Source organism: Exiguobacterium mexicanum (assembly GCF_005960665.1).
Taxonomy (GTDB): Bacteria; Bacillota; Bacilli; order Exiguobacteriales; family Exiguobacteriaceae; genus Exiguobacterium; species Exiguobacterium mexicanum_A.
The window spans coordinates 111,210-135,749 of the sequence record NZ_CP040676.1 but is presented as its reverse complement, the minus strand read 5'-3'; the positions used below and the strand labels follow the sequence as shown (position 1 = coordinate 135,749).

General features: G+C 52.3%; 34 protein-coding genes. 10 read left to right on the top strand and 24 right to left on the bottom strand.

The window, feature by feature from the left end; translation table 11 throughout:
- Both FED52_RS01195 and FED52_RS01190 read right to left on the bottom strand, forming a co-directional pair.
- Positions 1-1,170, bottom strand: a complete 1,170-nt coding sequence (locus tag FED52_RS01195; protein WP_138858628.1) for a GAF domain-containing protein — start codon at positions 1,168-1,170, stop codon at positions 1-3.
- 159 nt (positions 1,171-1,329) lie between these two features.
- Positions 1,330-2,157: a glycoside hydrolase family 191 protein gene (locus tag FED52_RS01190; protein WP_240731278.1), complete on the bottom strand. Its 828-nt coding sequence runs from the start codon at positions 2,155-2,157 to the stop codon at positions 1,330-1,332.
- 104 nt (positions 2,158-2,261) lie between these two features.
- Here FED52_RS01190 and FED52_RS01185 point away from each other — a divergent pair, with 104 nt between their 5' ends.
- Positions 2,262-2,663, top strand: coding sequence for an ion channel (locus FED52_RS01185; protein WP_138858627.1), 402 nt, complete (start codon positions 2,262-2,264; stop codon positions 2,661-2,663).
- Between the two features lie 13 nt (positions 2,664-2,676).
- On the opposite strand, the gene FED52_RS13800 is transcribed toward FED52_RS01185, so the two are convergent.
- The 3 genes from FED52_RS13800 to FED52_RS01175 are packed head-to-tail and all read right to left on the bottom strand — an operon-like array spanning position 2,677 to position 4,316.
- Positions 2,677-2,829: a hypothetical protein gene (locus FED52_RS13800; RefSeq protein WP_034779628.1), complete on the bottom strand. Its 153-nt coding sequence runs from the start codon at positions 2,827-2,829 to the stop codon at positions 2,677-2,679.
- 48 nt (positions 2,830-2,877) lie between these two features.
- Positions 2,878-3,717, bottom strand: coding sequence for an aminoglycoside 6-adenylyltransferase (locus tag FED52_RS01180; protein WP_138858626.1), 840 nt, complete (start codon positions 3,715-3,717; stop codon positions 2,878-2,880).
- On the bottom strand, positions 3,714-4,316 hold the full coding sequence (locus FED52_RS01175) for a pentapeptide repeat-containing protein (protein WP_138858625.1): 603 nt from the start codon (positions 4,314-4,316) through the stop codon (positions 3,714-3,716). Before FED52_RS01175 ends, FED52_RS01180 begins: the two co-directional genes overlap by 4 nt.
- Before the next feature lie 53 nt (positions 4,317-4,369).
- On the opposite strand from FED52_RS01175, the gene FED52_RS01170 reads away from it, so the two are divergent.
- Positions 4,370-4,816, top strand: coding sequence for an NUDIX hydrolase (locus FED52_RS01170; RefSeq protein ID WP_138858624.1), 447 nt, complete (start codon positions 4,370-4,372; stop codon positions 4,814-4,816).
- Here the strand turns inward: FED52_RS01170 and FED52_RS01165 are convergent.
- Entirely contained in the window at positions 4,790-5,497 is a 708-nt protein-coding gene (locus FED52_RS01165) for a YjjG family noncanonical pyrimidine nucleotidase (protein ID WP_138858623.1), read from the bottom strand. The genes FED52_RS01170 and FED52_RS01165 overlap by 27 nt on opposite strands.
- Positions 5,498-5,569: 72 nt before the next feature.
- Between FED52_RS01165 and FED52_RS01160 the strand changes: the two genes are divergently transcribed.
- Positions 5,570-6,412: a GNAT family N-acetyltransferase gene (locus FED52_RS01160; protein ID WP_167491724.1), complete on the top strand. Its 843-nt coding sequence runs from the start codon at positions 5,570-5,572 to the stop codon at positions 6,410-6,412.
- A 12-nt stretch (positions 6,413-6,424) separates the two neighbouring features.
- Here the strand turns inward: FED52_RS01160 and FED52_RS01155 are convergent, their stop codons facing one another.
- From FED52_RS01155 to FED52_RS01145, 3 genes are all read right to left on the bottom strand, one after another.
- Entirely contained in the window at positions 6,425-7,372 is a 948-nt protein-coding gene (locus tag FED52_RS01155; RefSeq protein WP_138858621.1) for an alpha/beta hydrolase, read from the bottom strand.
- A gap of 172 nt (positions 7,373-7,544) precedes the next feature.
- On the bottom strand, positions 7,545-8,300 hold the full coding sequence (locus FED52_RS01150; RefSeq protein ID WP_138858620.1) for an HAAS domain-containing protein: 756 nt from the start codon (positions 8,298-8,300) through the stop codon (positions 7,545-7,547).
- On the bottom strand, positions 8,275-8,628 hold the full coding sequence (locus tag FED52_RS01145) for a PadR family transcriptional regulator (protein WP_138858619.1): 354 nt from the start codon (positions 8,626-8,628) through the stop codon (positions 8,275-8,277). Before FED52_RS01145 ends, FED52_RS01150 begins: the two co-directional genes overlap by 26 nt.
- Before the next feature lie 170 nt (positions 8,629-8,798).
- Here FED52_RS01145 and FED52_RS01140 point away from each other — a divergent pair, with 170 nt between their 5' ends.
- Positions 8,799-10,256 carry an aldehyde dehydrogenase family protein gene (locus FED52_RS01140; RefSeq protein WP_138858618.1) on the top strand — a complete coding sequence of 486 codons (1,458 nt, stop codon included), beginning with the start codon at positions 8,799-8,801 and terminating at the stop codon, positions 10,254-10,256.
- A gap of 45 nt (positions 10,257-10,301) precedes the next feature.
- Here FED52_RS01140 and FED52_RS01135 read toward each other — a convergent pair whose 3' ends face one another.
- From FED52_RS01135 to FED52_RS01120, 4 genes are all read right to left on the bottom strand, one after another.
- Complete coding sequence (locus FED52_RS01135; RefSeq protein WP_114165343.1) at positions 10,302-10,640, bottom strand: zinc ribbon domain-containing protein YjdM; 339 nt, start codon at positions 10,638-10,640, stop codon at positions 10,302-10,304.
- A 66-nt stretch (positions 10,641-10,706) separates the two neighbouring features.
- Complete coding sequence (locus FED52_RS01130) at positions 10,707-11,219, bottom strand: GNAT family N-acetyltransferase (protein WP_138858617.1); 513 nt, start codon at positions 11,217-11,219, stop codon at positions 10,707-10,709.
- A gap of 113 nt (positions 11,220-11,332) precedes the next feature.
- Positions 11,333-11,662, bottom strand: coding sequence for a four-helix bundle copper-binding protein (locus FED52_RS01125; RefSeq protein WP_138858616.1), 330 nt, complete (start codon positions 11,660-11,662; stop codon positions 11,333-11,335).
- Positions 11,663-11,745: 83 nt separating this feature from the next.
- Positions 11,746-12,357, bottom strand: a complete 612-nt coding sequence (locus FED52_RS01120) for a protein kinase family protein (RefSeq protein WP_138858615.1) — start codon at positions 12,355-12,357, stop codon at positions 11,746-11,748.
- Between the two features lie 153 nt (positions 12,358-12,510).
- On the opposite strand from FED52_RS01120, the gene FED52_RS01115 reads away from it, so the two are divergent.
- The 3 genes from FED52_RS01115 (at position 12,511) to FED52_RS01105 (ending at position 15,948) form a co-directional block, all read left to right on the top strand.
- Positions 12,511-13,407: an aldo/keto reductase gene (locus FED52_RS01115; RefSeq protein WP_138858614.1), complete on the top strand. Its 897-nt coding sequence runs from the start codon at positions 12,511-12,513 to the stop codon at positions 13,405-13,407.
- A 287-nt stretch (positions 13,408-13,694) separates the two neighbouring features.
- Positions 13,695-14,966 carry a hypothetical protein gene (locus tag FED52_RS01110; protein WP_240731277.1) on the top strand — a complete coding sequence of 424 codons (1,272 nt, stop codon included), beginning with the start codon at positions 13,695-13,697 and terminating at the stop codon, positions 14,964-14,966.
- Between the two features lie 124 nt (positions 14,967-15,090).
- Positions 15,091-15,948, top strand: a complete 858-nt coding sequence (locus FED52_RS01105) for a pirin family protein (protein WP_138858613.1) — start codon at positions 15,091-15,093, stop codon at positions 15,946-15,948.
- 24 nt (positions 15,949-15,972) lie between these two features.
- On the opposite strand, the gene FED52_RS01100 is transcribed toward FED52_RS01105, so the two are convergent.
- From FED52_RS01100 to FED52_RS01085, 4 genes are all read right to left on the bottom strand, one after another.
- A complete protein-coding gene (locus FED52_RS01100) occupies positions 15,973-16,275 on the bottom strand; it encodes a hypothetical protein (protein WP_034779662.1) in 303 nt (100 codons plus the stop codon).
- 170 nt (positions 16,276-16,445) lie between these two features.
- Positions 16,446-16,907: a GNAT family N-acetyltransferase gene (locus tag FED52_RS01095; RefSeq protein WP_167491722.1), complete on the bottom strand. Its 462-nt coding sequence runs from the start codon at positions 16,905-16,907 to the stop codon at positions 16,446-16,448.
- Positions 16,907-17,224, bottom strand: a complete 318-nt coding sequence (locus FED52_RS01090; protein WP_138858611.1) for a hypothetical protein — start codon at positions 17,222-17,224, stop codon at positions 16,907-16,909. The genes FED52_RS01095 and FED52_RS01090 overlap by 1 nt, the downstream gene beginning before the upstream one ends.
- A gap of 55 nt (positions 17,225-17,279) precedes the next feature.
- Positions 17,280-17,804, bottom strand: coding sequence for a GrpB family protein (locus FED52_RS01085; protein WP_138858610.1), 525 nt, complete (start codon positions 17,802-17,804; stop codon positions 17,280-17,282).
- Positions 17,805-17,959: 155 nt separating this feature from the next.
- Between FED52_RS01085 and FED52_RS01080 the strand changes: the two genes are divergently transcribed.
- Complete coding sequence (locus tag FED52_RS01080) at positions 17,960-18,502, top strand: TraR/DksA C4-type zinc finger protein (RefSeq protein WP_138858609.1); 543 nt, start codon at positions 17,960-17,962, stop codon at positions 18,500-18,502.
- 139 nt (positions 18,503-18,641) lie between these two features.
- Positions 18,642-19,109, top strand: coding sequence for a helix-turn-helix transcriptional regulator (locus tag FED52_RS01075; RefSeq protein ID WP_034779672.1), 468 nt, complete (start codon positions 18,642-18,644; stop codon positions 19,107-19,109).
- 39 nt (positions 19,110-19,148) lie between these two features.
- Here the strand turns inward: FED52_RS01075 and FED52_RS01070 are convergent, their stop codons facing one another.
- The 3 genes from FED52_RS01070 to FED52_RS01060 all read right to left on the bottom strand — a co-directional run bounded on the left by FED52_RS01070 (position 19,149) and on the right by FED52_RS01060 (position 21,302).
- Positions 19,149-20,141, bottom strand: a complete 993-nt coding sequence (locus FED52_RS01070) for a M23 family metallopeptidase (RefSeq protein WP_138858608.1) — start codon at positions 20,139-20,141, stop codon at positions 19,149-19,151.
- Positions 20,142-20,322: 181 nt separating this feature from the next.
- Positions 20,323-20,505: a hypothetical protein gene (locus FED52_RS01065; protein ID WP_138858607.1), complete on the bottom strand. Its 183-nt coding sequence runs from the start codon at positions 20,503-20,505 to the stop codon at positions 20,323-20,325.
- Positions 20,502-21,302: a GNAT family N-acetyltransferase gene (locus FED52_RS01060; RefSeq protein ID WP_138858606.1), complete on the bottom strand. Its 801-nt coding sequence runs from the start codon at positions 21,300-21,302 to the stop codon at positions 20,502-20,504. Before FED52_RS01060 ends, FED52_RS01065 begins: the two co-directional genes overlap by 4 nt.
- Positions 21,303-21,372: 70 nt before the next feature.
- Here FED52_RS01060 and FED52_RS01055 point away from each other — a divergent pair, with 70 nt between their 5' ends.
- A complete protein-coding gene (locus tag FED52_RS01055) occupies positions 21,373-21,837 on the top strand; it encodes a GNAT family N-acetyltransferase (RefSeq protein WP_138858605.1) in 465 nt (154 codons plus the stop codon).
- On the opposite strand, the gene FED52_RS01050 is transcribed toward FED52_RS01055, so the two are convergent.
- The 4 genes from FED52_RS01050 to FED52_RS01035 form a co-directional block, all read right to left on the bottom strand.
- Complete coding sequence (locus tag FED52_RS01050; protein ID WP_034779682.1) at positions 21,818-22,405, bottom strand: GNAT family N-acetyltransferase; 588 nt, start codon at positions 22,403-22,405, stop codon at positions 21,818-21,820. The two genes, FED52_RS01055 and FED52_RS01050, sit on opposite strands and share 20 nt — an antisense overlap.
- Positions 22,406-22,499: 94 nt before the next feature.
- Positions 22,500-23,102: an NUDIX hydrolase gene (locus FED52_RS01045; RefSeq protein WP_138858604.1), complete on the bottom strand. Its 603-nt coding sequence runs from the start codon at positions 23,100-23,102 to the stop codon at positions 22,500-22,502.
- Positions 23,102-24,118, bottom strand: coding sequence for a S66 family peptidase (locus tag FED52_RS01040; protein WP_138858603.1), 1,017 nt, complete (start codon positions 24,116-24,118; stop codon positions 23,102-23,104). The genes FED52_RS01045 and FED52_RS01040 overlap by 1 nt, the downstream gene beginning before the upstream one ends.
- A gap of 63 nt (positions 24,119-24,181) precedes the next feature.
- Entirely contained in the window at positions 24,182-24,487 is a 306-nt protein-coding gene (locus FED52_RS01035; protein ID WP_138858602.1) for a hypothetical protein, read from the bottom strand.
- Positions 24,488-24,540 lie beyond the last annotated feature (53 nt).

The window sequence follows — 24,540 nt, the reverse complement described above, 5'->3', positions numbered from 1 at the left end:
TCACACTCCCTTCTGGATCAAAATCCCTTCGATCCGGTCATAGATCCGTTGACGGTGTTCTTCACTCGTTCCTGGGAGTAAGAGCAACAGCTTATTCTCATCAGGGTCGTACCCGACGACATCGATCTCCCGTAAATACGAATGGACGATGGCCTCGATACTCTCGAGTGAGACAGGCTCATACCCGAGCGGATATTCGAGGACGATGTACGGCTGTCCATGGTGAATCTTCTTTTGTTCTTGGATGGCGACGAGTTCTATGAACGCTGTTTTCTTATAAAACGAGGTGCCTTTATGCATCTTCTCGTGCTGCTCTTTACGAATCAGGTTCTCGGCATTTTGAATGCGTGTGCCAATCCACGAGAAGAGGATGTTGAGAACGTGCAAGTCATCGGTCGTCAATTTCCGAAGCGGCAACCGTTTGATGACGACGACTTCTCGGGTCGTCCCGTCCACGATGATCGGTGCGAGCAACATCGGGTCCGTGTCCTCGTCGTCGAGTTGACGGAGCGTCGTCTCTTGCACTTGGAAGAACCGTTTGAACATACTCGACGCCTCATCGAGAAAAATCGTTTGCGGAAACTCTTTCTTGTCCGTTTGGCGAATCAAGAGGCGCATCGACTTCTGGGAACGGTCGACGTGGTAGATGGCGACGTCACTCGCGAGGAACGTTTTTTTCAACAGGCGAATCGTCTCGCTCCGAATCAATTCTGGATGCGGCAAATCAAGCGATACGGCCAGTTCATACAATTGGTTCAAGCTGTACTCGGATTGAAGTAGTTTTTGACGAAGTGTGGTTTGCGAAGTGTTGAGTAAATCGACGGTCTCTTTCAAATACGTGTTTTCATCTTTCAGTTCTTCGTTGCGGAACTGGCTGATTTCGTAACGCTCTCGAAATGAGGTGCTGAACAACCCGACGATGACAGTGATGGCGAAGTAGTAAAACAGTGTAAGAAGTGAGTTTGTATCGTAGAACAACAGGAAGATGTCCCCTCCCATTAAGCCGGTGTATAACACTTTATAGAGGAGCAAAATGCCGAAACTGATTAAGCCGAAAATCGTTCCATACCTGAGCGCGAACAGGATGGCGGCCACATAAAACAAGTTCAGTTCATTTTGAATCGTGCCTAGGCTGAAGAATAAATCGATTCCGATCAATAGTGCGAACACGACAAGAATCTCGACCCATTTGAGCCATGGACGGTCTTGAGCGTACAGAATGATAATCCCCTCCTCATGGATAACATCTCTTCAGTTTTAATGCGGGATGATCCCCTGCCCTCGGACAGGTATACATAGTCCCTTATCTTCCTTTCCCCTAATTACCCCCTAAAAATCCCACGTATTGTAATAAGTTGGTTCGTGATAATGGATGAATCCGTTCGCCTCGGCCATGTCCCGACTTGTCGCCTCTTCTTGGTCCGAGACGGTGAGGACGGCGATTCCATATTCGTCTTGAATCGCGTTCATTCGATCGAGCATCTCCATCGACCAAGAGTCGGACGTGATTTCCGTGTAGTTAAAACCTTCCCACATGAAGCCTTCCACGTAAGGCGCACTCGTTCGTTCGAGCGTCTCGATGCCCCAGTTTTGGACGACTGGGACGCCCGGATATGCCTTTTCAATCGCTTGTAAAAAGGCCTCGAGCCCAGCCAGCTGTTCTTCTAAGTCGTCCGGATAATCGAGGTGGACGTCATCGATATCACCGACCGTGTCGAGGAAAATTCCGTCCAGATGTTTATTGATGACTTGTTTTTGAATTTCACGGATTAAAATTTTACGGAAGTCGGACGAGCTGATATCCGTCAAATACGAATCCCATTTCGGGAAATAGATGCGTTCCCCGTCCCGATAGAAGAAATCGTCTTTGTCCATTTGGCCGATGAGCGCACGATTCCACGTATCTGCTTCCATCACGTTAATATAGCCGAGCACTTTCGTCCCGTTCGAGCGGATCGTCTCAATCTGTTCCGGCGTATACCAAATCGGTTCGATGATGACGAGGTCGTATCGGGCCATGTCTTCAATGATCGCCTCGGTCGGCATGTTATAAAAAATCTTATAGGAATGGATCTCATCAAAATCAAACGGCTCTTTCGTCGTACATCCTCCTAAAAAGAAGATGAACAATAAGCCGCTCACTAAACATCGTCGCACTCGGACACCTCCTTGTTGAATGAATCCGTCTTGGTGTGAATCGGTCCGTTTGACGGTGAACGATCAGGGAAACAACATAGTACAGACTGTCACAGAAGGGAGAAATGGGCGTGAATTCCATTTTATTGACGATTGCCCTATTATTCGTCGGCTTGAACGTGTTTACCTTCTTTCGGCGCCAAACGTATAGACAGACCGGCTTCGATATGCGCTTGTTCAGCCACTTGTTCGTCAGCCTACTCGGCGTCATGATCGGGTTTGCCTTGATTTACTACGCGCTATCACGCGATGGCGTCATATTGGTGACGTCACTCGAGACGATGAACGCGGTCGATCCGAACTGGCGCAATCTGCTTTACTTCAGCGGGGTCACGTTGCTGTCTATCGGATTCGGCGACCTGCTGCCAATCGGTCCGGCCCGGTTGTTCGCCTTGCTCGAAGCGGCCATCGGGATTTTGTTGCCGACAGCATTTTTTGTAAAATCGATATACAAAAAAGAAGACTGAAGAAAACAGTCTTCTAACGTCCAGTAATCAGCAAATACATGTTGAAGGCGACAAGTCCAAGCGGAAATAAGGCCACGACTAAAATCGGCCATTTTTTCGTCCGGATGCCGACAAATAAGAGTAAACTCCCCACTAGGAGCGCGATGAACGTCGTATACGGATTCAAGCGTCATTCCCCCTTCTATAGAGGGGCTTTTCCCGACTCAACCGAAAACTAATCGTTTGAACACCAAAGCGTCGAAAAGGCGTCACGAATTCGTCGGGCTTCCATCTCCGCAAACGGATATCCGGCTTGGTCGGCCACGCGGCGACTGACACATTCAAATTGTTCCACCAACGTCGCATGGGCCGTTTCCATCGCTGTCACTTCGACCAAAGTGTATGTATCAAGATAAGCCTGCCATACTTCAGGGGCCAGATGCTTCTCAAGCCCATCCCCAGACTTTCCTCCGTTCGCCGTAAAGTTTGTCGCAAAGCCGACGTCCCATGCAAGCATCTGCCGGAGCATCGTTCGCATGATCGTCACATGGTCGAAAGCGTATAACAGTTGACCCCGCTTGATACCTTTGACGACGTAAAGCGACACCCACCAAAACTCGTTCCAACACTGCTCATAGTCGAATCGGCTCGGTCGTTTGATGCGGTACGTGTCATCAGATGGGATCGGTTGACCGGCAATCTCGTCTTTATCAATGAGGACGAGACTGAGTGAGTCAGCGTGAATCGCTTCCTGCACGTCACGCATAGGACGGACGGTCAAATCGACGCGATGACCGGCTGCAAACTGAACGAGAAACGCGAAACGCTCATATTCGTCGCCTCCCGGCACCTCGTCCGGCGTCTGCATAATCAAGACGTCCCCGAGCGGCGCCATCCACGAGCGGTCCTCGATGAACGCGGTCACGTCTTCGACGAAACAAGTGACATCGACGTCTTGAAAACGGTCTGGTTTTACGTGCGGATTGACGAGCGACCCGTTCAAGACGAGGACGCGGACGTCTTCCCGCTCCGCGGCCATGGCCGTCAAGTGCTCGAGCACTTGCTCATTGGTCATATGACGTTCGCCCCGAGCGAGCGGGCGACTTGGACGGCCTGCATGACGTCAAGCGTCGCTTGTTTCAGAATGACGTCCGAGAAATCGACCCCATCCATCTCGGCCCCTACAAAATCGGCACCGGAGCAATCCGCGTGTTGCAACACGGCGCGGGACAAGACGGCGTTCGTCCAGCGTGATTCTTTCAAATCCGCACCGTATAAATCCGCCTCCGTCAACCGGACACCGGACCAATCCATCTTCCGGAGCGGGGCGTGACGCAGATTGACGAACGACCAATCTCCTTCACGCACGACGACCCCTTCAAACGTGCATGAATCGAACGACGAACCCGTCATCTTGCACTGATCGAACTCGCTCAAAAACAGATTCGCCCCGTTGAACTGACAATTCAGGAATGAGCTGCCGCTGTGGCGCGAGGCGTTCCACTTCGAATCGGTGAAGTCACAGTTGATGAAACGACACTGTTCGGTCTCAAACTCGGTCGCATCGATATAGGTGAAGCGACAGTTCTCGAACGTCGTCTGCGTGAGTTGGATGTCACGGAGCGTCTCGTCGCGGAAGTCCTCACCTTTATAGCTCTCATTTGATTGAAACATGACCTGCCTCCTTGGCGTATACTTGATGTAGCTTAAGGAATGGAGTGATGAAAATGGATATCGTATTTCCGACCGAGCACGGCACGTTCAATTATCGCGTCGCCGGCATCTGGGTCCAGGACGGTCATTTGCTCGTTCATCGGAACGTGAACGATGACTTTTGGGCGTTGCCGGGCGGCCGCGTCGGCATCGGCGAAGAGGCCGAAATCGCCTTGACGCGTGAACTGCAAGAAGAACTCGAAGCGACACTGACGGGGACGACGTTCGCCTTCGTCTCCGAAAATTTCTTCACTTACTTAGAGCGCACCGTCCACGAGATCGGCATGTACTTCTATGTATCGGGTGACCTCCCGCTCCGGCATGGAGACTTCCACGGACCGGAAGGCGATCACCTCATCTATCGTTGGCAGCCACTTGACGCGCTCCGTGACTTGAAACTCTTCCCGGAGACGCTCTATGCGTTGCCACAATCATTACCGCCCCACTTTATCGACCGCTGAGCCGGATAGAATCGATTTCAACTCGTGCAAGTCTTGAATTTCATACGTCGTCTCGACCGTCGCCGCAATCTCGTGCGGATTGTACCAGCACGTGTCGAGCCCATACATGCGCCCGCCGGCGATATCTGCCGTCAGCGAGTCACCGACAATGAGCCCGCGTTCCGGTGCCACATTCGGAACCCGGTCAAATACATAGTCAAAAAATGGTTTCATTGGCTTTTGTGAACCGGTCGCGTCCGAGACGAACACGTCTTGGAAGTAAGGGAGCAGTCCCGAGGCTTCGAGCCGCTTGAACTGAGTCTCCGTCACCCCGTTCGTGACGATATAGAGCGGATACTGTTCACTGAGCGTACGGACGAGTTCGAGTGCCCCATCGATGATGTGCACCCCGGCGTGCAAATGGTCGCGATAACGCTGTTCGACTTCATGTGCATCGATCGTGATGCCGAGCGTGTCGAACAGTTGCGTGTGCCGGCCCATCAAGACGTCTTCCCGTCCGACCTCGCCGCGCTCGAACGCGCGCCATAATCCGTTATTGATCGTCACATACTGTTGTTTCAATTCATCCGTCATCCGAACGTTGTGTGCCGCGAGCAACTGCTCCAAGGCGACGTGCTCGCTCTGTTTAAAGTCGAGCAACGTATCATCGACATCGAATAAAATCGCTTCATACCGTTTCATAATCTGTATTACCCCTCTCTGCCTCTAATGTACAGGAACGGACCGAGAAGTTCAAAACAAGGAGTGAGTCATATGGCTAAACGACCTATCAGCAATCTCGAGTATTCAGGGGAAGAATTCGCGTCATTTTTCTATTTGGCCGATGAGATGTTCGGCATCGATTTTGGTGAATGGTACATGGCCGGCGAATGGACCGACCGCTATCGCTGTTATTCCTTGACGTTTTATCGGAATGTCATCTCGAACGTCGGGATGAGCCGGATGACGATCGTGGCTGACGGAACCGCGCGCGAAGCGTATCAGATTGGGACGGTCATGACCGACGAGGATCGACAAGGACAAGGGCTCGCCACCCGTATTTTCAAGTATCTGTTCAAACAGCATGACGCCGATGCCTTGCCTTATTTTTTGGCTTGTGACGAAGGGGTTGAACCGTTTTACGAGCAACAGGGGTTCTCCGTCCAACTTGAACCGGAGCTATTCGTTTCAGTATCGGGATCGGCTTCCCCACTCGAACGTGTCGATGTCGATGCCGAGCAGTGGCGTCGTTTCAAGCTGGAGTCGCTCCCGTTTTCGCCACGCCTCTATGCGACGGACGACATGCATATTTGGATGTTCCATTACTACCAAGGGATGAACGAGGACGTGTATCGTTTCGATGACGTCCATGTCATTTATATGATTGAGCGCTCGCGCTTAAACTTGTATGCCGTGCTGTCGCCGCGACCTGTCGATATGCGTGACGTCGTGGCTCGCCTCTCCTTTGAAGGCATCACCGAAATCGTCTTTAAATTCACGCCCAATCTGGACGGTGTGGAACAACGTCCGTCCCGCGACGGCCAATGGATGATTCGCATGAACGAAGGACAACTCTTCCCGGAAGGTTGTCGCTTCCCTTATTTATCGAAAGCATGAAAAAAACTCGCCTCAGGGGCGAGTTTTTTGCGTATGGAAGGCATGTCCGAGCGCCTGCGCCGCTTCTTTGACGGCTCGTCGCGCTTCCGGAACGTATGCGTAGTAGTTGACGAATCCGTGGATGAGTCCTCCGTAATTGTGATACGTCACCGGGACACCGAGGCTAATCAATTTGTTGGCGTATGCGCGTCCGAGGTCGCGGAGCGGGTCGTATTCGGCCGTCAACAACGTCGTCGGGGGAAGGTCCCCTAAGTGGCCCGAAAAAATCGGCGAGGCGTACGGATGCATCAATTCCGACTCATCACGGAAATATTGTTGCTGGAACCACCGGATGAGCCCTTCATCGAGCAAATAACCGTTCGCGTAATCAATCAATGACAGCGGCAAGTTCTCCTCGGTCCCGGTAACCGGGTAAAACAGCAGCTGATGCATGACGAGGGGACGACCTCGTTCAATCGCCATCAAGGCGCTGACCGTGGCGAGTGTCCCGCCGGCACTGTCTCCGCCGACGGCGATGCGCTCGGCATCGATTTCAAGTTCCGAGGCGTGATCCGCAATCCAAACGAGCGCCCCATAGCTATCGTAGACGGCTGTCGGAAACTTATGCTCCGGAGCGAGTCGGTAGCCGACCGAGATGACGGTGCAGTCGGCCTCGTTCGCGATCGTCCGACATATCGCGTCATGGGTGTCGAGACTGCCCGTGACATATCCGCCACCATGAAAATAGACGAGTGCTGGCGCGATCGTTCGACCCGACCGATAGATGCGAATCGGGAGCGAACGGCCTGAGAGCGCGATCAGACGCTCTTCGACATCATGCACGTGCTCTTTATGTTGAAACCGGGTCATCATTGCGTCTTCTTGTCGTCTTAATTCGAACGGATCCAATTGGTCATATGTGGTCGAGAGCTGATTTTGAAACTGGTTCAAATAAAATTGAATCGTCGGATTGACTGGCAACGGGAATCCCTTCTTTCTCTTTTAGGCGTACAGTTGCCTATTCCCAGCCGCGTTACACTCTAAGCAGACGTGAGTGCTTTTTCGGATAACCTGTCTCATTGATCGTCGGCTGCGGCCATGAGATAGCCCAAAGGTAGGCTCAAGAAGAAAAATAATCCGAAGCGTGCCAACATCAAACTTGCTCCTTTTGGTTCTTTTTCCACCACACGAACAAGAAAATCCCCATCCCGACGAACAAAATCAGCATCGAGTAAATCAATTGTTGTTCGAGCGGCAAGCTTGTTTGGGCGAACGCATATTGCGGTCCAAACAAGAGAATCGGGACGATCAGATTGATCCATGTTTTCGTCCAAACCGAGACGATGAGCAACGTGACGACGGCAAGGCCGAGTAACACGAGTTGACCGGTTGGGCCGAACACGATCGTTGGGGTCTCGACGAAGATGTCGAGCACCATCAGCCCGAGGAATAACGTCATCGGCATCGCGGCGAGCGCAATGTATATCATCCCGTTTTTGAATTTACTTTTTTTCGAGCGGACCGACATGTTGCAGAACGCTTGTGAAGCGGCGAGTAAGAACAGGACAGCGACGAGCGGGAACCCAATCAACTGGACCGTCGAGAATGTCATCTCGCCTTGAATGGAGTTGGCGATGATGATGTAGGCGAACACGTTCGGAATGATCATTGCGATGATTTTGAAAAACCCTTTTCCATCGAACGCCATCTCACGTCCAAGATGCTGCATGTAGGCTTTCGGGCTCTGGCCGACGACATCGTCCACGCTTTTGCCTGCGCGTTCCGCCTCCTCGAGGTGGTCTTTCAGCTCGGCGACAACGTCTTGCACTTCCCCTTCCGATTTCCCGCTCGACATGAGATATACCGCTAAATCATCCAAAAAATCACGACTCTTTTTTGAAAGTTCCATCTTCATTCTCCTCTCCGAGTACGCGGTCGACACCGCTTGACACTTCCGCCCAACGTTGTTTGAAGGCGAGCAACTCTTGCTGTCCCGCCTCCGTCAAAATGTAATATTTTCGTTTCGGTCCCCCTGATGGCAACGCCTTTTGGACCGTCTCGACCCACCCCTCTTTCTTCATCCGTAACAGGACCGGGTAAATACTGCCCTCGCTCACCATCGTGAAGCCATACGTCTGCAACTTCTCCGACATCTCATAGCCGTACGTCTCTCCTTTATCGATGATGGCCAACAGGCAACCTTCGAGCAATCCTTTTAACATTTGACTCATCGCCATGGCGTGACCTCACTTTCGTTAAACTAACTTGTTATACACAATAGTAATGGAAGGCACTACCAATTGCAACTACTTTGTAAAACAAGTTAGTTGCGCATCGAGAGGTTTATTTTTTCAAATCAGGTGAATACTTCTTAAGGTGAAGCAAAAAGATAAAGGAGTGTTTGAATATGCATACCGATTTTACAAAGATGTACATTGATGGCCAATGGGTCGAAGGGTCAAGCGACAAATCGATCGATAACACCAACCCGTTCACGGATGAGACATTGTTCTCCATCCGGTCGGCCGACGAGTCTGATCTCGACAAGGCTTATGCCGTTGCGAAAGAAGCACAAACCGAATGGGCGACGATGCTGCCACAAAATCGCCGGGCCTTGATTGAGAAGTTCGCCGAAGTGACGTTGCAGCATAAAGATGACATCATCGACTGGCTCGTCAAAGAGTCGGGCAGCACGCGCATCAAAGCAGAAGGCGAATTTTTAGCCTCGATGGCGATCATCAAGGAAGCGGCGACGTTCCCGTTCCGCATGGACGGGCTCATCAAGCCTTCAATCGTCCCGAACAAAGAGAACCGGGTCTATCGGAAACCGCTTGGCGTCATCGGCGTCATCAGCCCATGGAACTTCCCGTTCCACCTCGCGGTCCGCTCAATCGTCTCCGCCCTCGCGACGGGGAATACCGTCGTCGTCAAACCAGCGACGGCGACACCGGTCACAGGAGGTCTCCTCTTCGCCTCGCTATTTGAAGAAGCGGGTCTTCCGAAAGGCGTCTTGAACATCGTCGTCGGTCGCGGTTCGGAGATTGGGGACGCCATCGTCGAGCACCCGGTGCCAAAACTCATCTCGTTCACCGGTTCGACCGAGGTCGGCAAAGGGATCGCCGAGAAGGCCGGACGCCTGTTGAAAAAGACAGCGCTCGAACTCGGTGGGAATAACGTCTTCGTCGTCTTAGACGACGCCGACATAGACCGTGCCGTGGAATCGGCCGTCTATTCGAAATTCTATCACCAAGGGCAAATCTGTATGTCGACGAACCGAATCCTCGTCGCCGAGTCGATTCACGATGAATTCCTCAAAAAATTCGTTGATCGGGTCCGTGCCTTGAAGTTCGGCAACCCGAACGAATCAGACACACAAGTCGGTCCACTCATCGACCACGACCAAGTCGACCGCATCCTCGATCAAATCAAGCAGACGGTCGACGCCGGTGCGACGCTCCAGGTCGGCGGCAACGCTGACGGGAACGTGCTCGAGCCGACCGTCGTGAGCGGTGTCACGAACGACATGCCACTCGCGAAAAATGAGATTTTCGGACCGGTCGCCGTCATTCTGTCGTTCAAGGACGACGCCGAGGCGCTCCATATCTCTAATGAGTTGCCATACGGACTGAGCGGTGCCGTCCACGGTTCGATTTACCGTGCGACCGAGTTCGCCCGCCAAGTCGAGACGGGAATGATTCACGTCAACGACCAATCGGTGAACGACGAGCCGCACTTGCCGTTCGGCGGAGAGAAAGATTCGGGTCTTGGCCGCTTCAACGGCGAGTGGGTGCTCGAGGAGTTCACGACGCTCCAGTGGGTATCCGTCATGCACGAACGCCGGGAATACAAACCATTTTTCTCATAAACAGCAAAAAGCGTGTTGGTCCGCGAACGGACCAACACGCTTTTTTTAGATTTTCTTCACGAATTCCGATTTGAGCTTCATCGCGCCAAAGCCCTCAATCTTGCAGTCGATGTCATGGTCCCCGTCGACGAGACGGATCCCTTTCACTTTCGTGCCTTGTTTGACGACGAGCGACGTCCCTTTCACCTTCAAATCTTTGATGACCGTGACTGTGTCTCCGTCTTGGAGCACATTTCCGTTCGCGTCTTTGATTTGCGCGTCTGCTTCCGCTTCGGCTACCTCGCTCGGCGACCACTCGTAGGCGCATTCCGGACAGACGAGCAAGCTCCCGTCCTCATACACATAAGTCGACTGACATTTTGGGCAATTCGGTAGTTCTGTCATACTGATTCCTCCATTCGATACACTGTTCCCAGTATACCGCAATTTTAGAAGTTCGACAGCTAGCGGTCAGCCTTCTTGCGGAGTCTCGGGGCCTTTCAAATCAAGCTGATAAAACGATAAGTCCAGCCATTTGCCAAACTTGTATCCGGCTTTTTTAATCGTGCCTGAATGGACGAACCCTAATTTTTCATGGGCTTTGACGCTCGCGATATTGGCGGCATCGATCCCACCAATCATCGTCTTCACTTCCCGTTCTTCACCGATGCGGATGATTTCACGGAGCAATTTATTCCCGATCCCTTTCCCCCGATAGCCGGGATGCACGTACACCGAGTGCTCGACCGTATACTGATAGGCCGGCCATGGACGGAACGGGCCGAACGTGGCAAATCCCATGACGACATCGCCTTCCTCCCACACGATGATCGGGAGCCTGGACGCTTTTTTATCTTCGTACCAAGCGACGCGATTTTGAAGCGTCACCGGCTCGTAATGGTAAACAGCTGTACTGTTGACGATTGCGTCATTGTAAATATGTAAAACGGCTTGAAGGTCGTCTCGACGGCAGTTGCGAATCATGAGGACACCATACTTTCTATAAGTTTTCTTTATTATACTTATCTCAATTTCAAAATACACGTAACGATTTGCTGCCACAAAAAAAGTCAGCCGTTTCGACTGACTTTTTTACCTTAGGCTGCCAAACGGTCACACATCGATGCGCACTCGAAACAGACGCGCGCACATTCCTGACAATGTTCGTGCTTATGTTTCTCACACTCTTGGGCACACGCCTTACAGACGACCGCACAAGCCCGGGCCAGTTCCGGTACGAACGCCGACTCCCGTGTCATCGCCTCGGCGAGGAATGAACAGATTGCAGCGCACTCACGATCGAGTCGGATACAGTCGACCATCATCTTCACGTCATGTTCCTCGAGACAAGATTCAAGACAGTAATTGCACGTCTCCACGCAATCGTGCAACGTTTCCAGTTCGTTCGCATAAATTCGATGAGCCATGTATTCGTCCTCCTTTTGAATGACTACACAACGACAATACGTTACTGTTGTTCCCTAATCTTCAAAAGAAAAACCACCGTCGACTAACGTCTCGGGTCGTTCACGAATGTACGATATAGGTAGGCGACACCGTTCAACCAGCGCTCCGAATACCGCTTCGGCATGAAACGGAGGCGATAGAGCCGATACATCCGCTTCAAATCTTCCCATTGGTGATCGACTTGTTGCCCTTGTCGGAATCGCGCCAAGTCAATCAAATAGAGTCGGCCGTCCGGCGTGAGGATGAGGTTGCGCAAATGGACATCGGACGGGGTCAACCCGAGTCGCCGGGCCGCTATGAGCGCCTCATCGACTTGCTTGATGTACGCGGGGTCGATCCAAATGCCTTCAATCAAACATTCAAACAGTGTCTTCCCTTCGATATAGTCGATGACGATATAGTTCGGACCTGCTTCGTACAGACCCGGGAATTGTGGCAATCCCTCGAGCTTCCGATAGATCACGGCTTCCTCGGCCGCGATGTACGTATAGCCAGGGAAAAACACTTTAATGACGAGTCGGGTAGCTTTGATGCGGAACACGGCAGCACTGCGCCCGATCCCGTGCAGTTCGAGGTCAGGATGATAGGCGGTCACACGCGTGTCTTGCCCGTGTCGCTCAAACGTGACGCCCGCATATTGTTCATAATGATTCATAGAGCACTCCTCTTTTTCGGTTCATCTCTTTCCTATCATAACTGAAATCACTTTCATTTGACTCGGTCCGCGTCCGTCCGATACGCCCAATAAGTGACGCATCCCCCGACTATCTCTATAATGAAAGCGACAGAAAATGAGGAGGAATCAATCATGCAACGTATCGAACTGACAGAAGACTTATCATTCTCACGGATCATCCACGGCATGTGGCGTCTCGCTGAATGGGATATGAGCCCGCAGGAACGTCTCACGTTCATCGAGCAATGTATCGAACTCGGAATCACGACGTTCGACCACGCCGATATATACGGCGGCTATACATGTGAAGGACTATTCGGGGAAGCACTTCGCCTCAATCCTTCACTTCGCGATCAAATCGAGATCGTGACGAAGACTGGCATTAAACTGACAGGTTCTTTCAACCCAGGCCAAACAATCAATCATTATGATACGACGAAAGAGCATATCATCCGTCAAGCCGAGCGTTCACTCAAAGAGCTCGCCATTGACCAGATTGACACGCTGTTGATCCATCGTCCCGATCCGCTCATGGACCCGGACGAAGTCGCTGAGGCATTCATTACGTTACAACGCAGTGGAAAAGTCCGGACGTTCGGTGTCTCGAACCACGTACCGGCAACCCAACAGTTGCTCCAGTCACGCTTACCGTTCCAACTCGTGACGAATCAGCTCGAACTTTCACCGATGCAACTGAAACACTTCGAAGATGGTTCTGTCGACCTATGCCACGAGAAGCGGATGCCGCTCATGGCGTGGAGCCCGCTCGCCGGCGGTCAACTGTTCACCGAGTCACAGTATGCGCCGCTTCGCGAGAAACTCGAAGACGTCAGTGACCGCCACGAAGCGAGCGGTATCGATGCAGTCGTTTACGCATGGCTTTTGAAACACCCTGCCAAGATCATGCCGATCGTCGGATCTGGGAAAATTGACCGAGTCAAGACCGCCGTCGGCACGCTCGATATCGAGCTCACCCGTGAAGAATGGTTCGAAATTTTGAAGGCAGCCCGCGGCCGCGACGTCGATTGAAGGTAAAAATAAACAAATAAACCCTGATTGGTTCCATCCTTGATTTTTTAAATAGTTTCATCATTTTCAAGAACGTGGCCATTCAACGGTTCATTCGTCAAAAATCGACATGTTCACAAGAGTGAAATTCCATTTCATATCCATAAGTGTAAAACAAGCCCGCTCAGTTCAAGTTGAGCGGGTTTTTTGATTTTTTTTTAAAAAAACACATTATTTTTCCTAAGACTAAAGTCACAAAAAAATGGTGCTAAAATGATGAAAGTTAATCATCAAAGGAGTGCACCCCCGTGAAAAAGTACTTGATTCTTTGTACGCTCGCCATGTTGTTCGTCCTTTTTGGATGTGAAGAAGAACATGCCTTTCGTTTACATATAGCTCCAGAGTACTATCAAGGTCGCGCTACCCTGCCATCAGGACAACAAATCGAGATGACCGAGTCCGATCGGACGAACGTCCTCGATGCTTGTTATCCAGAGGACGCGCTATCCCGTATTCCTGACGGAGAACGTCACTTGATCGGGACGGTCACATTGACCCAACCGCTGATCACGACATCCTCGACCGATGTCTTTCCGACCGCCACTTTTTTTGAAGTGGACAATCAAGCCTACGTCCAGTGCCAAGCCGAGACGATCACGTATATGAAACAAATCGACACGTTGCCGAACAGTCTCATTGCGTATCGTGACCACGCTGTCCCGTCTTCGGCAACGTCAAAACTACGAAACGCCCAACCGCACGAACGGATCCATTTCACAGAGGAAATGACTAAACCCGTCGGCAACGAGCCATATCCGAAACGGAGCGGGCTCGAGCAGACGCTCGTTCACGTGACGATGCCGTTCAATGGCTCTTTCGAATTCACGTTCGAATCCCCGGAAACATATGAGACGGTCACGTTGCCGATTAACGAAGCATCGCGCCAACCTTTCCTCTCCCTCGCCTTAGGTACCGAGGTGTCTCAAGATACAAAACAATATGGGCTTCATTTGTCATCTGATCAAACCTTATATGGGGATGTGCTTCGACCGAAAGACGCGAGCTTCGACCGCATGCTTGGCGCTCGTCAAGCGAGCACGCTCCCGACGACACTCATCCCGAATGAGCGCTATCCTTTGTTCAGCTTTTCATTCATCCGTGACGGGAAACCGCATAAACAAGTCGTCTCAATCACCTATCGAGAAGAAACGTTGCTTCGCGGCGATCGGTTGAAAACGAAGATGCGCCAACAATTTGCCCACCGCCGGCATGTCGTGACACATGACTTGGCGCTGCTCGGAACGGAATCCAAGGACGCATCGTTCTTGCATCACGCCAATGCCGAGGCCGTCCAATTCGTGTTCCAAGCGATCGATCGTTCGAAAGCTGTCGCCACGGCCGGGACCCCGGCCCCGACTCCCTATTTGACCGTTTTCGAGGGTATTTGTGCGCAGACGTTCGATATCAGCTATAACGGAGACGATGTCTTTTTGACGAATACGTTGACAGGGTCACACTTCAAACTGCTCCGCGCCGATGCCGAACGTTGGCACGACTTATTCAATAAGCAACAGGGCTAACCCCTTTCCTAAAGACAGACCGGTATGAACCGGTCTGTCTTTGCACGTTTTCTAGGCAAAATCAGAAAGCATCCATCGGTCGCTATGCGACAATGACAGCAAACGATGTAAAGGAGAGAATTTGATGACGAAACGATTCGAGCGCGACGTCGCCACACATTGGCCCGTCGCTTATAAGCAACCTGGATATCCACACGTACAACAAGGTTGGGTCTTGCCCCCTGAGCGAAAAAACGAGTTCGACCCGTTCATCTTGATGGCCGAGGACTGGTTCAAACGCGGCACGTTCTCGGACCACCCGCATCGCGGTTTCCAAACGATCACCTACGTCATTGACGGACGACTCGAACATATCGACAACCACGGCGGCCATTCGATTTTAGATGCCGGAGACGTCCAGTACATGAACGCGGGCTGGGCGGCCCGACACGCCGAGGAGGCCGTCGACGACGACTTGATTCATACGCTGCAACTGTGGCTCAATTTACCGAAAGCGCTCAAAACGACGACGACGTCTTATCAAAACGTGTACGTCGAAGACGCCCCGGTCGTGCCAATCGACGGTGGACAAGTCCGTGTCTATTCGGGTGAGGTCGGCGGTGCGACAGGCCCGATGGACAGCCTTGTCCCGATCACAATGAGTGAAGTCAGCTTAAAGGAAGGTGAAGTCTATGAGCACGTCATCCCCGTGAATCATAACGCCTTCGTCTATATGCTCGCCGGTTCGGTCGAACTCGGGACGTCCGCGACACCGCTCGAAAAGACGCACGTAGCGACGCTCACGTTCGACGAGACGGCCGAGGGTGAGAGCGGACTCCGCATAAAAGCAACGTCACGCACGAAACTGCTTGTCTATTCAGGCAAACCGATTCGAGAAGACTATATCGCTCACGGCCCGTTCGTCATGAACACCGAGGATGAGATTCGCCAAGCGTTCCGCGACTATCACGCCGGTGTGTTCGGTCCCCCGGCCGTCAAATAAAATAAGCCGCGCCTGAGGCGCGGCTTATTGTTTGTCCGGCATGAGCACCGTCTGTTGTGTCGGAACCCGACCAATCGGGACGGTCCGCTCGACGAGGACATAGCGTTTCCCGTCCACTTCAAACTTCCGGTCGCCGAGATAATGGGCCGACTTCCCGTCTTCATACAGTTTCGTCAGGATTGCCGGCACATACTCATTCAAATTCGTATAATGCTCGTCTAGCGTCATGACGATGTTGCCTTTGCCATAACCCAACCATTGGTTCGACATGAATAACATGAGCGAAATCGTCCCGATGACACCGATGACTAAAATGACTGTCTCCATCAAATCCTCCTCATTCCACTTTCAAAAATTGCGCATCATAGCGGCGCGCCAAGACGAGCACGAGACCGATCAAGAGTGCTGATGAGATGGCTGGCACAAAGTCCGGTACCGTATCTCCCGCGCTCAAAAAATCGAATGTCCCGTGGAACAGGATGGCCGGTCTCTCCGTTCTACAGCTGCTTCACAACGACTTGACGTTTCGCTCGGAATCCGACCTGTTCATAAAAAGCCGCAGCCGCTTCGTTCAAAGACCAATAATCCAGTTCGATTGAGGGAAATCCGTGCGCGATGGCAAAGCGTTCCACTTCATCCATGATCAAACGTCCATACCCTTTTCGCTTCGCTTCCGGGTTAATACTGATTTGATGCACGTACAGCGTGCGCACTGCTTGCCGAAATGCGTTCGCCTCACTTACCCGCTCTTGAAAACAGACGTAGCCAACTGTGTCCCCGTCGACCTCTGCCGTGAAGAAATGATAATCGTCTCGCGCCATCATCTCCGAAAACGCCGCTTCCATCGCCGCGTGATCGTAAGATGCAAAGAAGGACGGCGCCAACTGAAGATGATGTTCATGGATGGGACGATTCAACGTCGCAATCAAGCTCGCATCGTCGGTTCGTCTCAACTGCATCATAACGACCCCGATCCCTCGTTCCCATAATCTCGTGTCTCAGTGACCCCGTGCGGTTTTTCATAGCCGCGCAACGTGTGGTTCGAACTGACCGTCTCTCTTCCGCTCAAACGGCGCTGAATGGGACGGGCCAGCCAATAACCTACGAATAGCGAGGCCGGAAAGAGGATAAACGCGGTGCCGAGAAAGACATAGAAATAAGACTCCTCGGCTGTTAAGACGAAGTGACTGACTCCGTAACGCAGTCCGAAAAACAAACCAACGAACACGACGGCGACGAAGGCGTACTCGATACACTTGCCAAGAAATTGTTTCATTCCGTTCCCCCCTTAAATAATTACCATTCTTTACGAGGGGAAATGGAAAAAGGTTTCAAATTTGTTTTCTGGATCCATACCATATTGTAGCCGTCCGCTCCGTCGCCGATACCCAATCTTGTTTCCCTTGGATGTAACTTTCGATATCGTTCGGATGTTGACTCGCCAACTGCTGCTTGAGCGCCGCGTACTCGTCCCGCACGTCCGGGAATGTGACCAAGTAGTCACGAAAGGCGAGATGCCGGATGACGCCGTCGTCCCCGTCCTCGAACATATGGACGTGGAAAGTCCGAACCTCCTCGCCTTTCGCAAAGAAACGGCGTCTCGGGATGCCGTGTTCGCCAAAACTCCGATAACCGAGCGCTTCCATATGACCGATCCAGTCGTCGATTCGCTCGATTTGCCGCACGACCGGCATGATGTCGATAATCGGCTTCGCGTCGAGCCCGGGAACCGACGTACTGCCAATGTGATGAATCGCGACGAGTTCGTCTTCGAACAATCGCTTGAGCTTGGCCGCCTCTTCTTCGAATTTCGTCGCCCATATCGGGTCATATGGGATGACTTCTACTTTTCTCATCGTCCTAATTCCTCCTTCGGCTAATTCGTTCCTTCTCTGTCATCATACCCGTTTTCCGAATCGTTTAGAAACGGACCCCGCCGACGGGAAGGTTTGTCACGACTCAAAATGGGAAATGCTAATACTAATGAAAACAGAACTGGAGAGTGAACCGTATGTTGACACAGAAGCAGATCGATACGTTCAAGGAGCGTCTATTAAAAGAAAAAGCGAAGACCGAAGGATATATGGAAAATCGGGAAGAGGTATATGACGAAGGGGAACTGTCGCACTATGATAATCACCCAGCCGATTCCGGGGAAGAGCTCTTTTTGCGTGAACGCGATCAAGCGCTCACGGAGCTCGATGAAGACTTTTTGAGTGATGTTGACAAGGCACTGCTCGCCATCGAGAAAGGCACGTATGGAAAGTGTGAGGTGTGCGGGCAAGACATCGAGTTGGACCGCCTAGAGGTGATTCCGGAAGCGACACTCTGCATCAAGCATGCGCGTGAACAAGAAGAAGACGAGCATCAGACCGACCGTGAACGCCCGGTCGAAGAAGACGTGCTCAACCCGTCCGAGACAGCCGCCCGCAAACAGCTCGATGGGACGGATGAGCCTGGCCAAAGCACCGACGCGTTCAGTCAAGTCGAGGATTTCGGGAGTTCGGATACGATTGCTGATAGCGAAGGCAATCACGACCCGACACGAGAATAACGTAGGCCATTGCGTGAGCGGAAGGAGTCCATCTCCTTCCGCTTTTTCATGACCATAAACAGCTGTTTTCCCCATCCTATATCTTCCCTGTTTTCAAGCCACATGATACGATGTGTAAAAATACATCTTAGGAGAATTTATGCATACAAAAGAAACGTTTTCTGAGCTGATTTCCAGCAAACTCAAACTGATTCGGACGGAACAAGGATTATCCCAAGAAGAACTCTGTACGCTCGTCGGCATCTCAAAAAAGACATTGATTCAAATCGAGAAGCGACGCCTGAACGCGAACTGGACGACGACCGTCGCCATCTGCGCCTTGTTCAATCAAAGTCCCTATCTGCACTCATTGATTGGCGACCATCCGATCGAGTTCATCCGCCTCGTCGCGCATACCGATCCAACGTTGGCGACGAAGACGTTGGGCGGACACGTCTGGTGGACGACGATCGAGCATCAAGGGAAATATCGGATTCAACAGAATATGGTCAGTCAACATTACCGGATTCTCGACCACGACGACTTTCGCTGGTTCAGCACGTTCGACCGCGACGAGGCGTTCCAAAAGCTGTTCGAACTGCGAACGACACATGATGAGCAGGCTTGAAGAAATGACACAAAAAATGACGCAACGAATTTCGTTGCGTCAATAAGTGGCTTTAATGGGCGACGCGCCACCGAGTACTTCGGCGACGTCCATCGGGTTGACCGTTTTTCCGGCCGAACTGGATGAATAGGCGTATTCGCCTTTATGCACTTCGAAATGGAGGTGAGGACCTGACGAGTTGCCGGTGTTGCCGATTTGGCCGATGCCTTCGCCTTGGAGCAACGCCTGTCCTTTTTTCACTTCGATTTTATGCATGTGCGCGTAGACCGTGGTCCATTTCTGACCATCGATTTCGTGCTCGATGAAGACGTGCTTGCCGTAAGGACCACCTGACTTGACGTCGGTGACCGTTCCGGCCGCGGCCGCGTAAATCGGTGTGCCGACGTTCGCGGCGATATCGAGTCCGTTATGGAACGTGTACCCGAACTGTCCGCTCGCAGCGCCATAGCCTTGTGACAGACGACCGGTCGCCGGCATCATGAACTTCTCAGGCGCTAACGCTGCCGTTTGTCGTTTCAAATCTTTCAACTCGGCGGCCCGATGTTTCAATTGCTTGTAGGCGGCTGAATGGGTCGAGCGGGCCTTCTTGTGCTCTGCGTCCACTTTGGCCTGTTCGTTCTCTAATTTTTCTAACGACCGCGTCGTCGCCGCTTGTTTCTCTTTCAAGTCAGCCTCGGTCTTTTCAGATGCCGCCGCTTCCGCTTTCGCGCTCGGAAGAACAGTCGATAGCACTTGTTTGAACAGGGATGGATCATCCGTCTCGGGATTCAGCGCCGTCTCGTATGACGCGAGTTGCGCGTTGGCACGATCAATCTTGTTTTGAATCGCGTTCTTTTTTGCTTCAACCGCTTCAGCGCGGCGTTTGGCTTTCGCGACCGATTGTTTCGAGGTATGAAGCCGCTGTTCGGTCTGTTCGAGCGATTTCGTCGCCTTGACGAGGTCTTGCGGGGTAAGTTGATCCGCCGATACGGCTGAAGTCCCTGAAAAAATCAGGACGCCTGTACCGACGGTTACGAGTAGTTGTTTCCACATATATTGATAAAAACCTCCAAATAGGATGATTCGCTAGCTATATAAAAAGCTACAAGTGCGAATATAGCATCCATGTTTGAAAAGTTCAATATATGAAGCATTTCATTTGTATGTCGAACATGTCAAAACGGTGAGTCGACCCTCCACAAACTTCACTCAAACTTCATATGTCCTATCGCGGTCATCGTTTTCGTTTCAATACAATTATGACAATACTGAGGGCGGCGCAGACGGTCAAGGCCGGGCCGCTGATTAAAAAGAACCGGGTGCTGGCTGATGACAAGTTCGTCGTCAGTCCGAGGATTGTGAACAAATTCCCGACAATCAGCAGCACCATCAGGACGGGCAAGAAACGATGCATCACACGATACCTCCCGGTTTGACCATCTCGAATTGAGCGATGGCGTCCTGCACGAATCCGAGTCGGCGGGCTGCCTCGATCAAGGCCGGACGATCCGAAGTGAGCGTCAGTTTAATCGGACCGGCCGCTGCTGCCGCTCGCAACAACCATTCCGCATCTTCATCCCGACCAAACACATCAAGGAGCAAATCGCCTCGGAAAAGGAGGGCTCCTGTCGTCTCGCCCTCACGGACTCGCACGAGCTCAGCCTGTTGTTGGGTCGTACGAACGTCGACTTGCCAAATCGGTCGGTGGATCGCAGACGGATAATACGTCTCGAATAGCTCGGTGATTGGTTCCGGTTCGAGCGACGCCTCCGTCTCGGTCGGTACAGATCGGAAGTACATAATTTCTCGAACTGTTTCATAGCCGAGCCGTTCATAAAGCGTGAGCGCTGGTTCGTTCCCTTGGATGACTTCAAGCAGGCGTGTGCCCATCGCTTGTTCATCGAAGCGACGCATCAACTCGTTCGCGATGCCGAGGTGTCGATAGCCAGGGGCGACCGCCAAGCCACCGCAACGAGTGACCCACCCCGAAGCCAGGTGCGCCACGCCGCTCAACATAACGGCAACAGGACGATCGTCCGCATAGGCGACGACGGAACGGGATGGCTGGTTTTGATCGCGGACGAGAAACACCGCCTCAAATCGAGTCTCATCCATGTCAAAATGAATCATATAATCGGAAAAACCATCCATGAAAGCACGGTAAAGATCTGTGAGCGGCGGATTTTGGATATAAGAAATGACTGGTCTTGCCATCGAGTTCAGTTCCTTTCGAGTTAGAGTTCAGTATACTAGAAGAGTCAACTTACACCGAGGAGGAATCCGGATGTCAATCAAACTCGAACCACTCCGTGACGCCCATTGGCCTGTCTTGGAGACATTTTCCCTACCGCTCGACCAAGAGAAGTATACGACGCTCCCAACAGATCTCGATTCGCAGTTGCCAGACGGGGTGTACCCTGTCGTCATCACGACCGATGAGCCCGTTGGCTTCTTTCTGCTCCACGACACGGAACGGGTCGCCTCTTACACGGAGGTGCGAGATGCGTTATTGCTCTCGATGTTTTCCATCAATCATCCGGCTCAAGGAAACGGCCACGCCAAAGCGGCGCTCCGTCTCTTGCCGAGTTATGTCCGGGAGCACTTCACCGATAAACACGAGGTCGTCCTGTCAGTCAATCTCAAAAATGAGCCGGCCTTCTCGCTCTATCAAACTGTCGGCTTCGTCGACACCGGCCGCTTGATCGACGGCCCGGTCGGACCCCAACGCATCATGTCGCTGCAGGTATAAGTTCGCCGGGTAAGATGCTGTAGACGGCCGTGTCCGTCAAGCGTTTTCCGTCAGCGGACAAGTCCTCGTTTCGGAGCGTGCCTTCCAACTGAAAGCCGAGCCGTTCCGGAATCATTCGACTTCCTTCATTGGTCGACTCGCATTGGATTTCAATCCGCTGGAAGCTGAAGTGGGCGAATCCGAAACGGACGATCGCCTCGACCGCCTCGCTCATATAACCGTGGCCGGTGTGTTCCGTGTGAAGCCAATAGCCGACTGCAGCCTTCCGTACGTCCCAGTCAATCTCAAACAGGCTGACCGTCCCGACGAACGTCCCCGTCTCCCGTAAAAAGATGAGATACCGAAAACTCTCACCTGTTACATAGAGTTCCTGTGCCCGCTTCAAGTTTTCTTCCGTCTCGGATAACGTCGGCACTTCTTGCGCGAACGGAAGCCAGCGCTTCAGTTCATCATGCGACTCCCGAATCGCCTCGTTGACGATACGGGCATCTTCCCCGGCGCGAGGTGCCCGCAAGTATAACCGTCCGGTCTCAATCTGGAGCGGTGTATCTGTACGTTCAACGTTCATCTCGTCATTCCCCCCTCTTCACTTGCGAAAACACCAAACCAAAAGACTACCTAAACCGAGCACGAGCAATACGTTCAGCAGTTGCCAAATAAAATCAATCATGAGACCCGCCTCGATTGCTTGAAGTCAACTCTTCAAGGCCTGTCAAAACTTGCTCCCAGTAGCTTGTCGGATGGGGCACGAGATCTTGCTTCGTCACGGTCCGTGTCTCCCCTGAGATTGCCGAGATCGACTCAACCTCCGCATGCTTGCCGGCCAAGAGCGACCGGAACGCCGCAAAATCGACCGTGACGACATCGCCCACTTCCATCTCATCTAATGTAAACGGTTCTCCCGCGTACGCGTAGACATATGTATGGGCGAACTCTCGATCCAAAAATGTCCCTGTCTCGATCACGTCTTCGAAGACGCCGAGCGGAGTCAGTTGATCGAACGTCAGGTCGAGCCCGAGCTCTTCATGAATCTCCCGCACCCCGTCCCGAACGGTCTCTCCGGCCGCCAAATGCCCGGCTGCCGTGATATCGAACAATCCGGGAAAATCTGCCTTCCGTTCGCTTCGAAGTTGCAGGAAGAGACGGTCGTGGGCCGTCATCCAACAATGGAACGTCTCATGCCAGTCCCCGTCCCTGTGCACATCGGCGCGTGACTTCAACCCGACTTTCTTCCGCCGGTGGTCTACGACCGTGATGAATTCCATTATCGCGTCACTCCATCCTCTAAAAATGTGATTGTCCCTGACGTCGCATCGAGTTCCCCATCGATGCCGATGGGGAACACGTGTGACGGAAACGTATGCCCGATATCGACGTTCGTCAAAATCGGGAAGTCGACGTCTCCGAGCACTTCGAGCAACAGCTCCTCAAACGTGAACGGTGCGCCGGCCGCATCGAAATGTTCATGTTTCCCGATGATGAGTCCATTGATTTGATTGAACACTCCGGCCAGTTTGAGCATACTGAGGGAACGTTCCTCGTCTGCCATCGTCTTGAACGAGTCTTCTAAAAACAGGATGGCCCCGTCCATGTCTGGGAAATAGTCCGACTTCAAGAAGCCGGTCATCGTGTTCATGTTCCCACCAATCAACTTGCCACGAGCCTGACCTTCTCGGAGAGTGAGCCAGCCATCATTCGGCCGGAAATTTTCCTCCCGGTCCTGCGTCGACCAATCGATCATCTCCTCGGTCCACTCTCCGGGAACGTCGAGTGAGTAAGGCGCCGTCCGCTCCAAACAGAGTACCTCTCGCACGTAGCGCTCCCCGTCCGCAAACATCGTCTCGTATTCCCCGAACGACGGGACGATGGCTGGACCATAGAACGTCGTCACGCCCGTCTCCGTATAGCAGGCGAGGAGGAGTGCTGTGACATCGCTATACCCCATGATGATTTTCGGATGGTGTCGCAACGCCCCGTAATCGATATACGGTAAGAGTGAGTTCGAGTTCGTTCCCCCAATCGTGCTGATGATCGCTTTCACGTCATCATCACGCAGCAGTTCATTGAACTCCTCGGCTCGTTCGCGGATCGAGGCCGAACGGTATCCTTCTGAACGGTGCGTGCACCGTCCCTCTCGAACGAGAAAACCCATCCGCTTGAGCTGTTCAATTCCTCGCGCATACCGTTCCGGAAACCGGACCGGTGCCGGAAACGACGGCGTGATGATTCCAATCGTGTCCCCCGCCCGTAACGTCGGCGGTTGTTTACTTGTCCCCAACATCATCGCTCCCTCATGTTTGTTTCATTCACTGTACGGGTTCCAAGAGTCGGCTGACAACCTATCCTAAAACAAATCAGGGTCTTCCGAGAGTGTCCGTACCTTTCGATTTTTCTGCGGACGGCCCATCCAACCGAGCACAAGAAAGAAGAATCCGCCCGCAACAATACAAAATAATCCGACCAATCCCGCGATGATGCCATGGAACCCAAAGCGTTCCCCGCTCAAGACAAGAAGGAAAGGGAAGCAGGTGAACGCGACACCTAACATGATCAGTCCGCCCCATATGCGTCGCCGTGGGAACCCGATTGTCCACCATCCGAACGCCACCAATCCTAAAATGATTAAACCGACCAGCCCGACTAGCATCATCGTCAGCACCTCCACTCATCAAATTGTCTTGTTATATTCCGCAACATTGATTC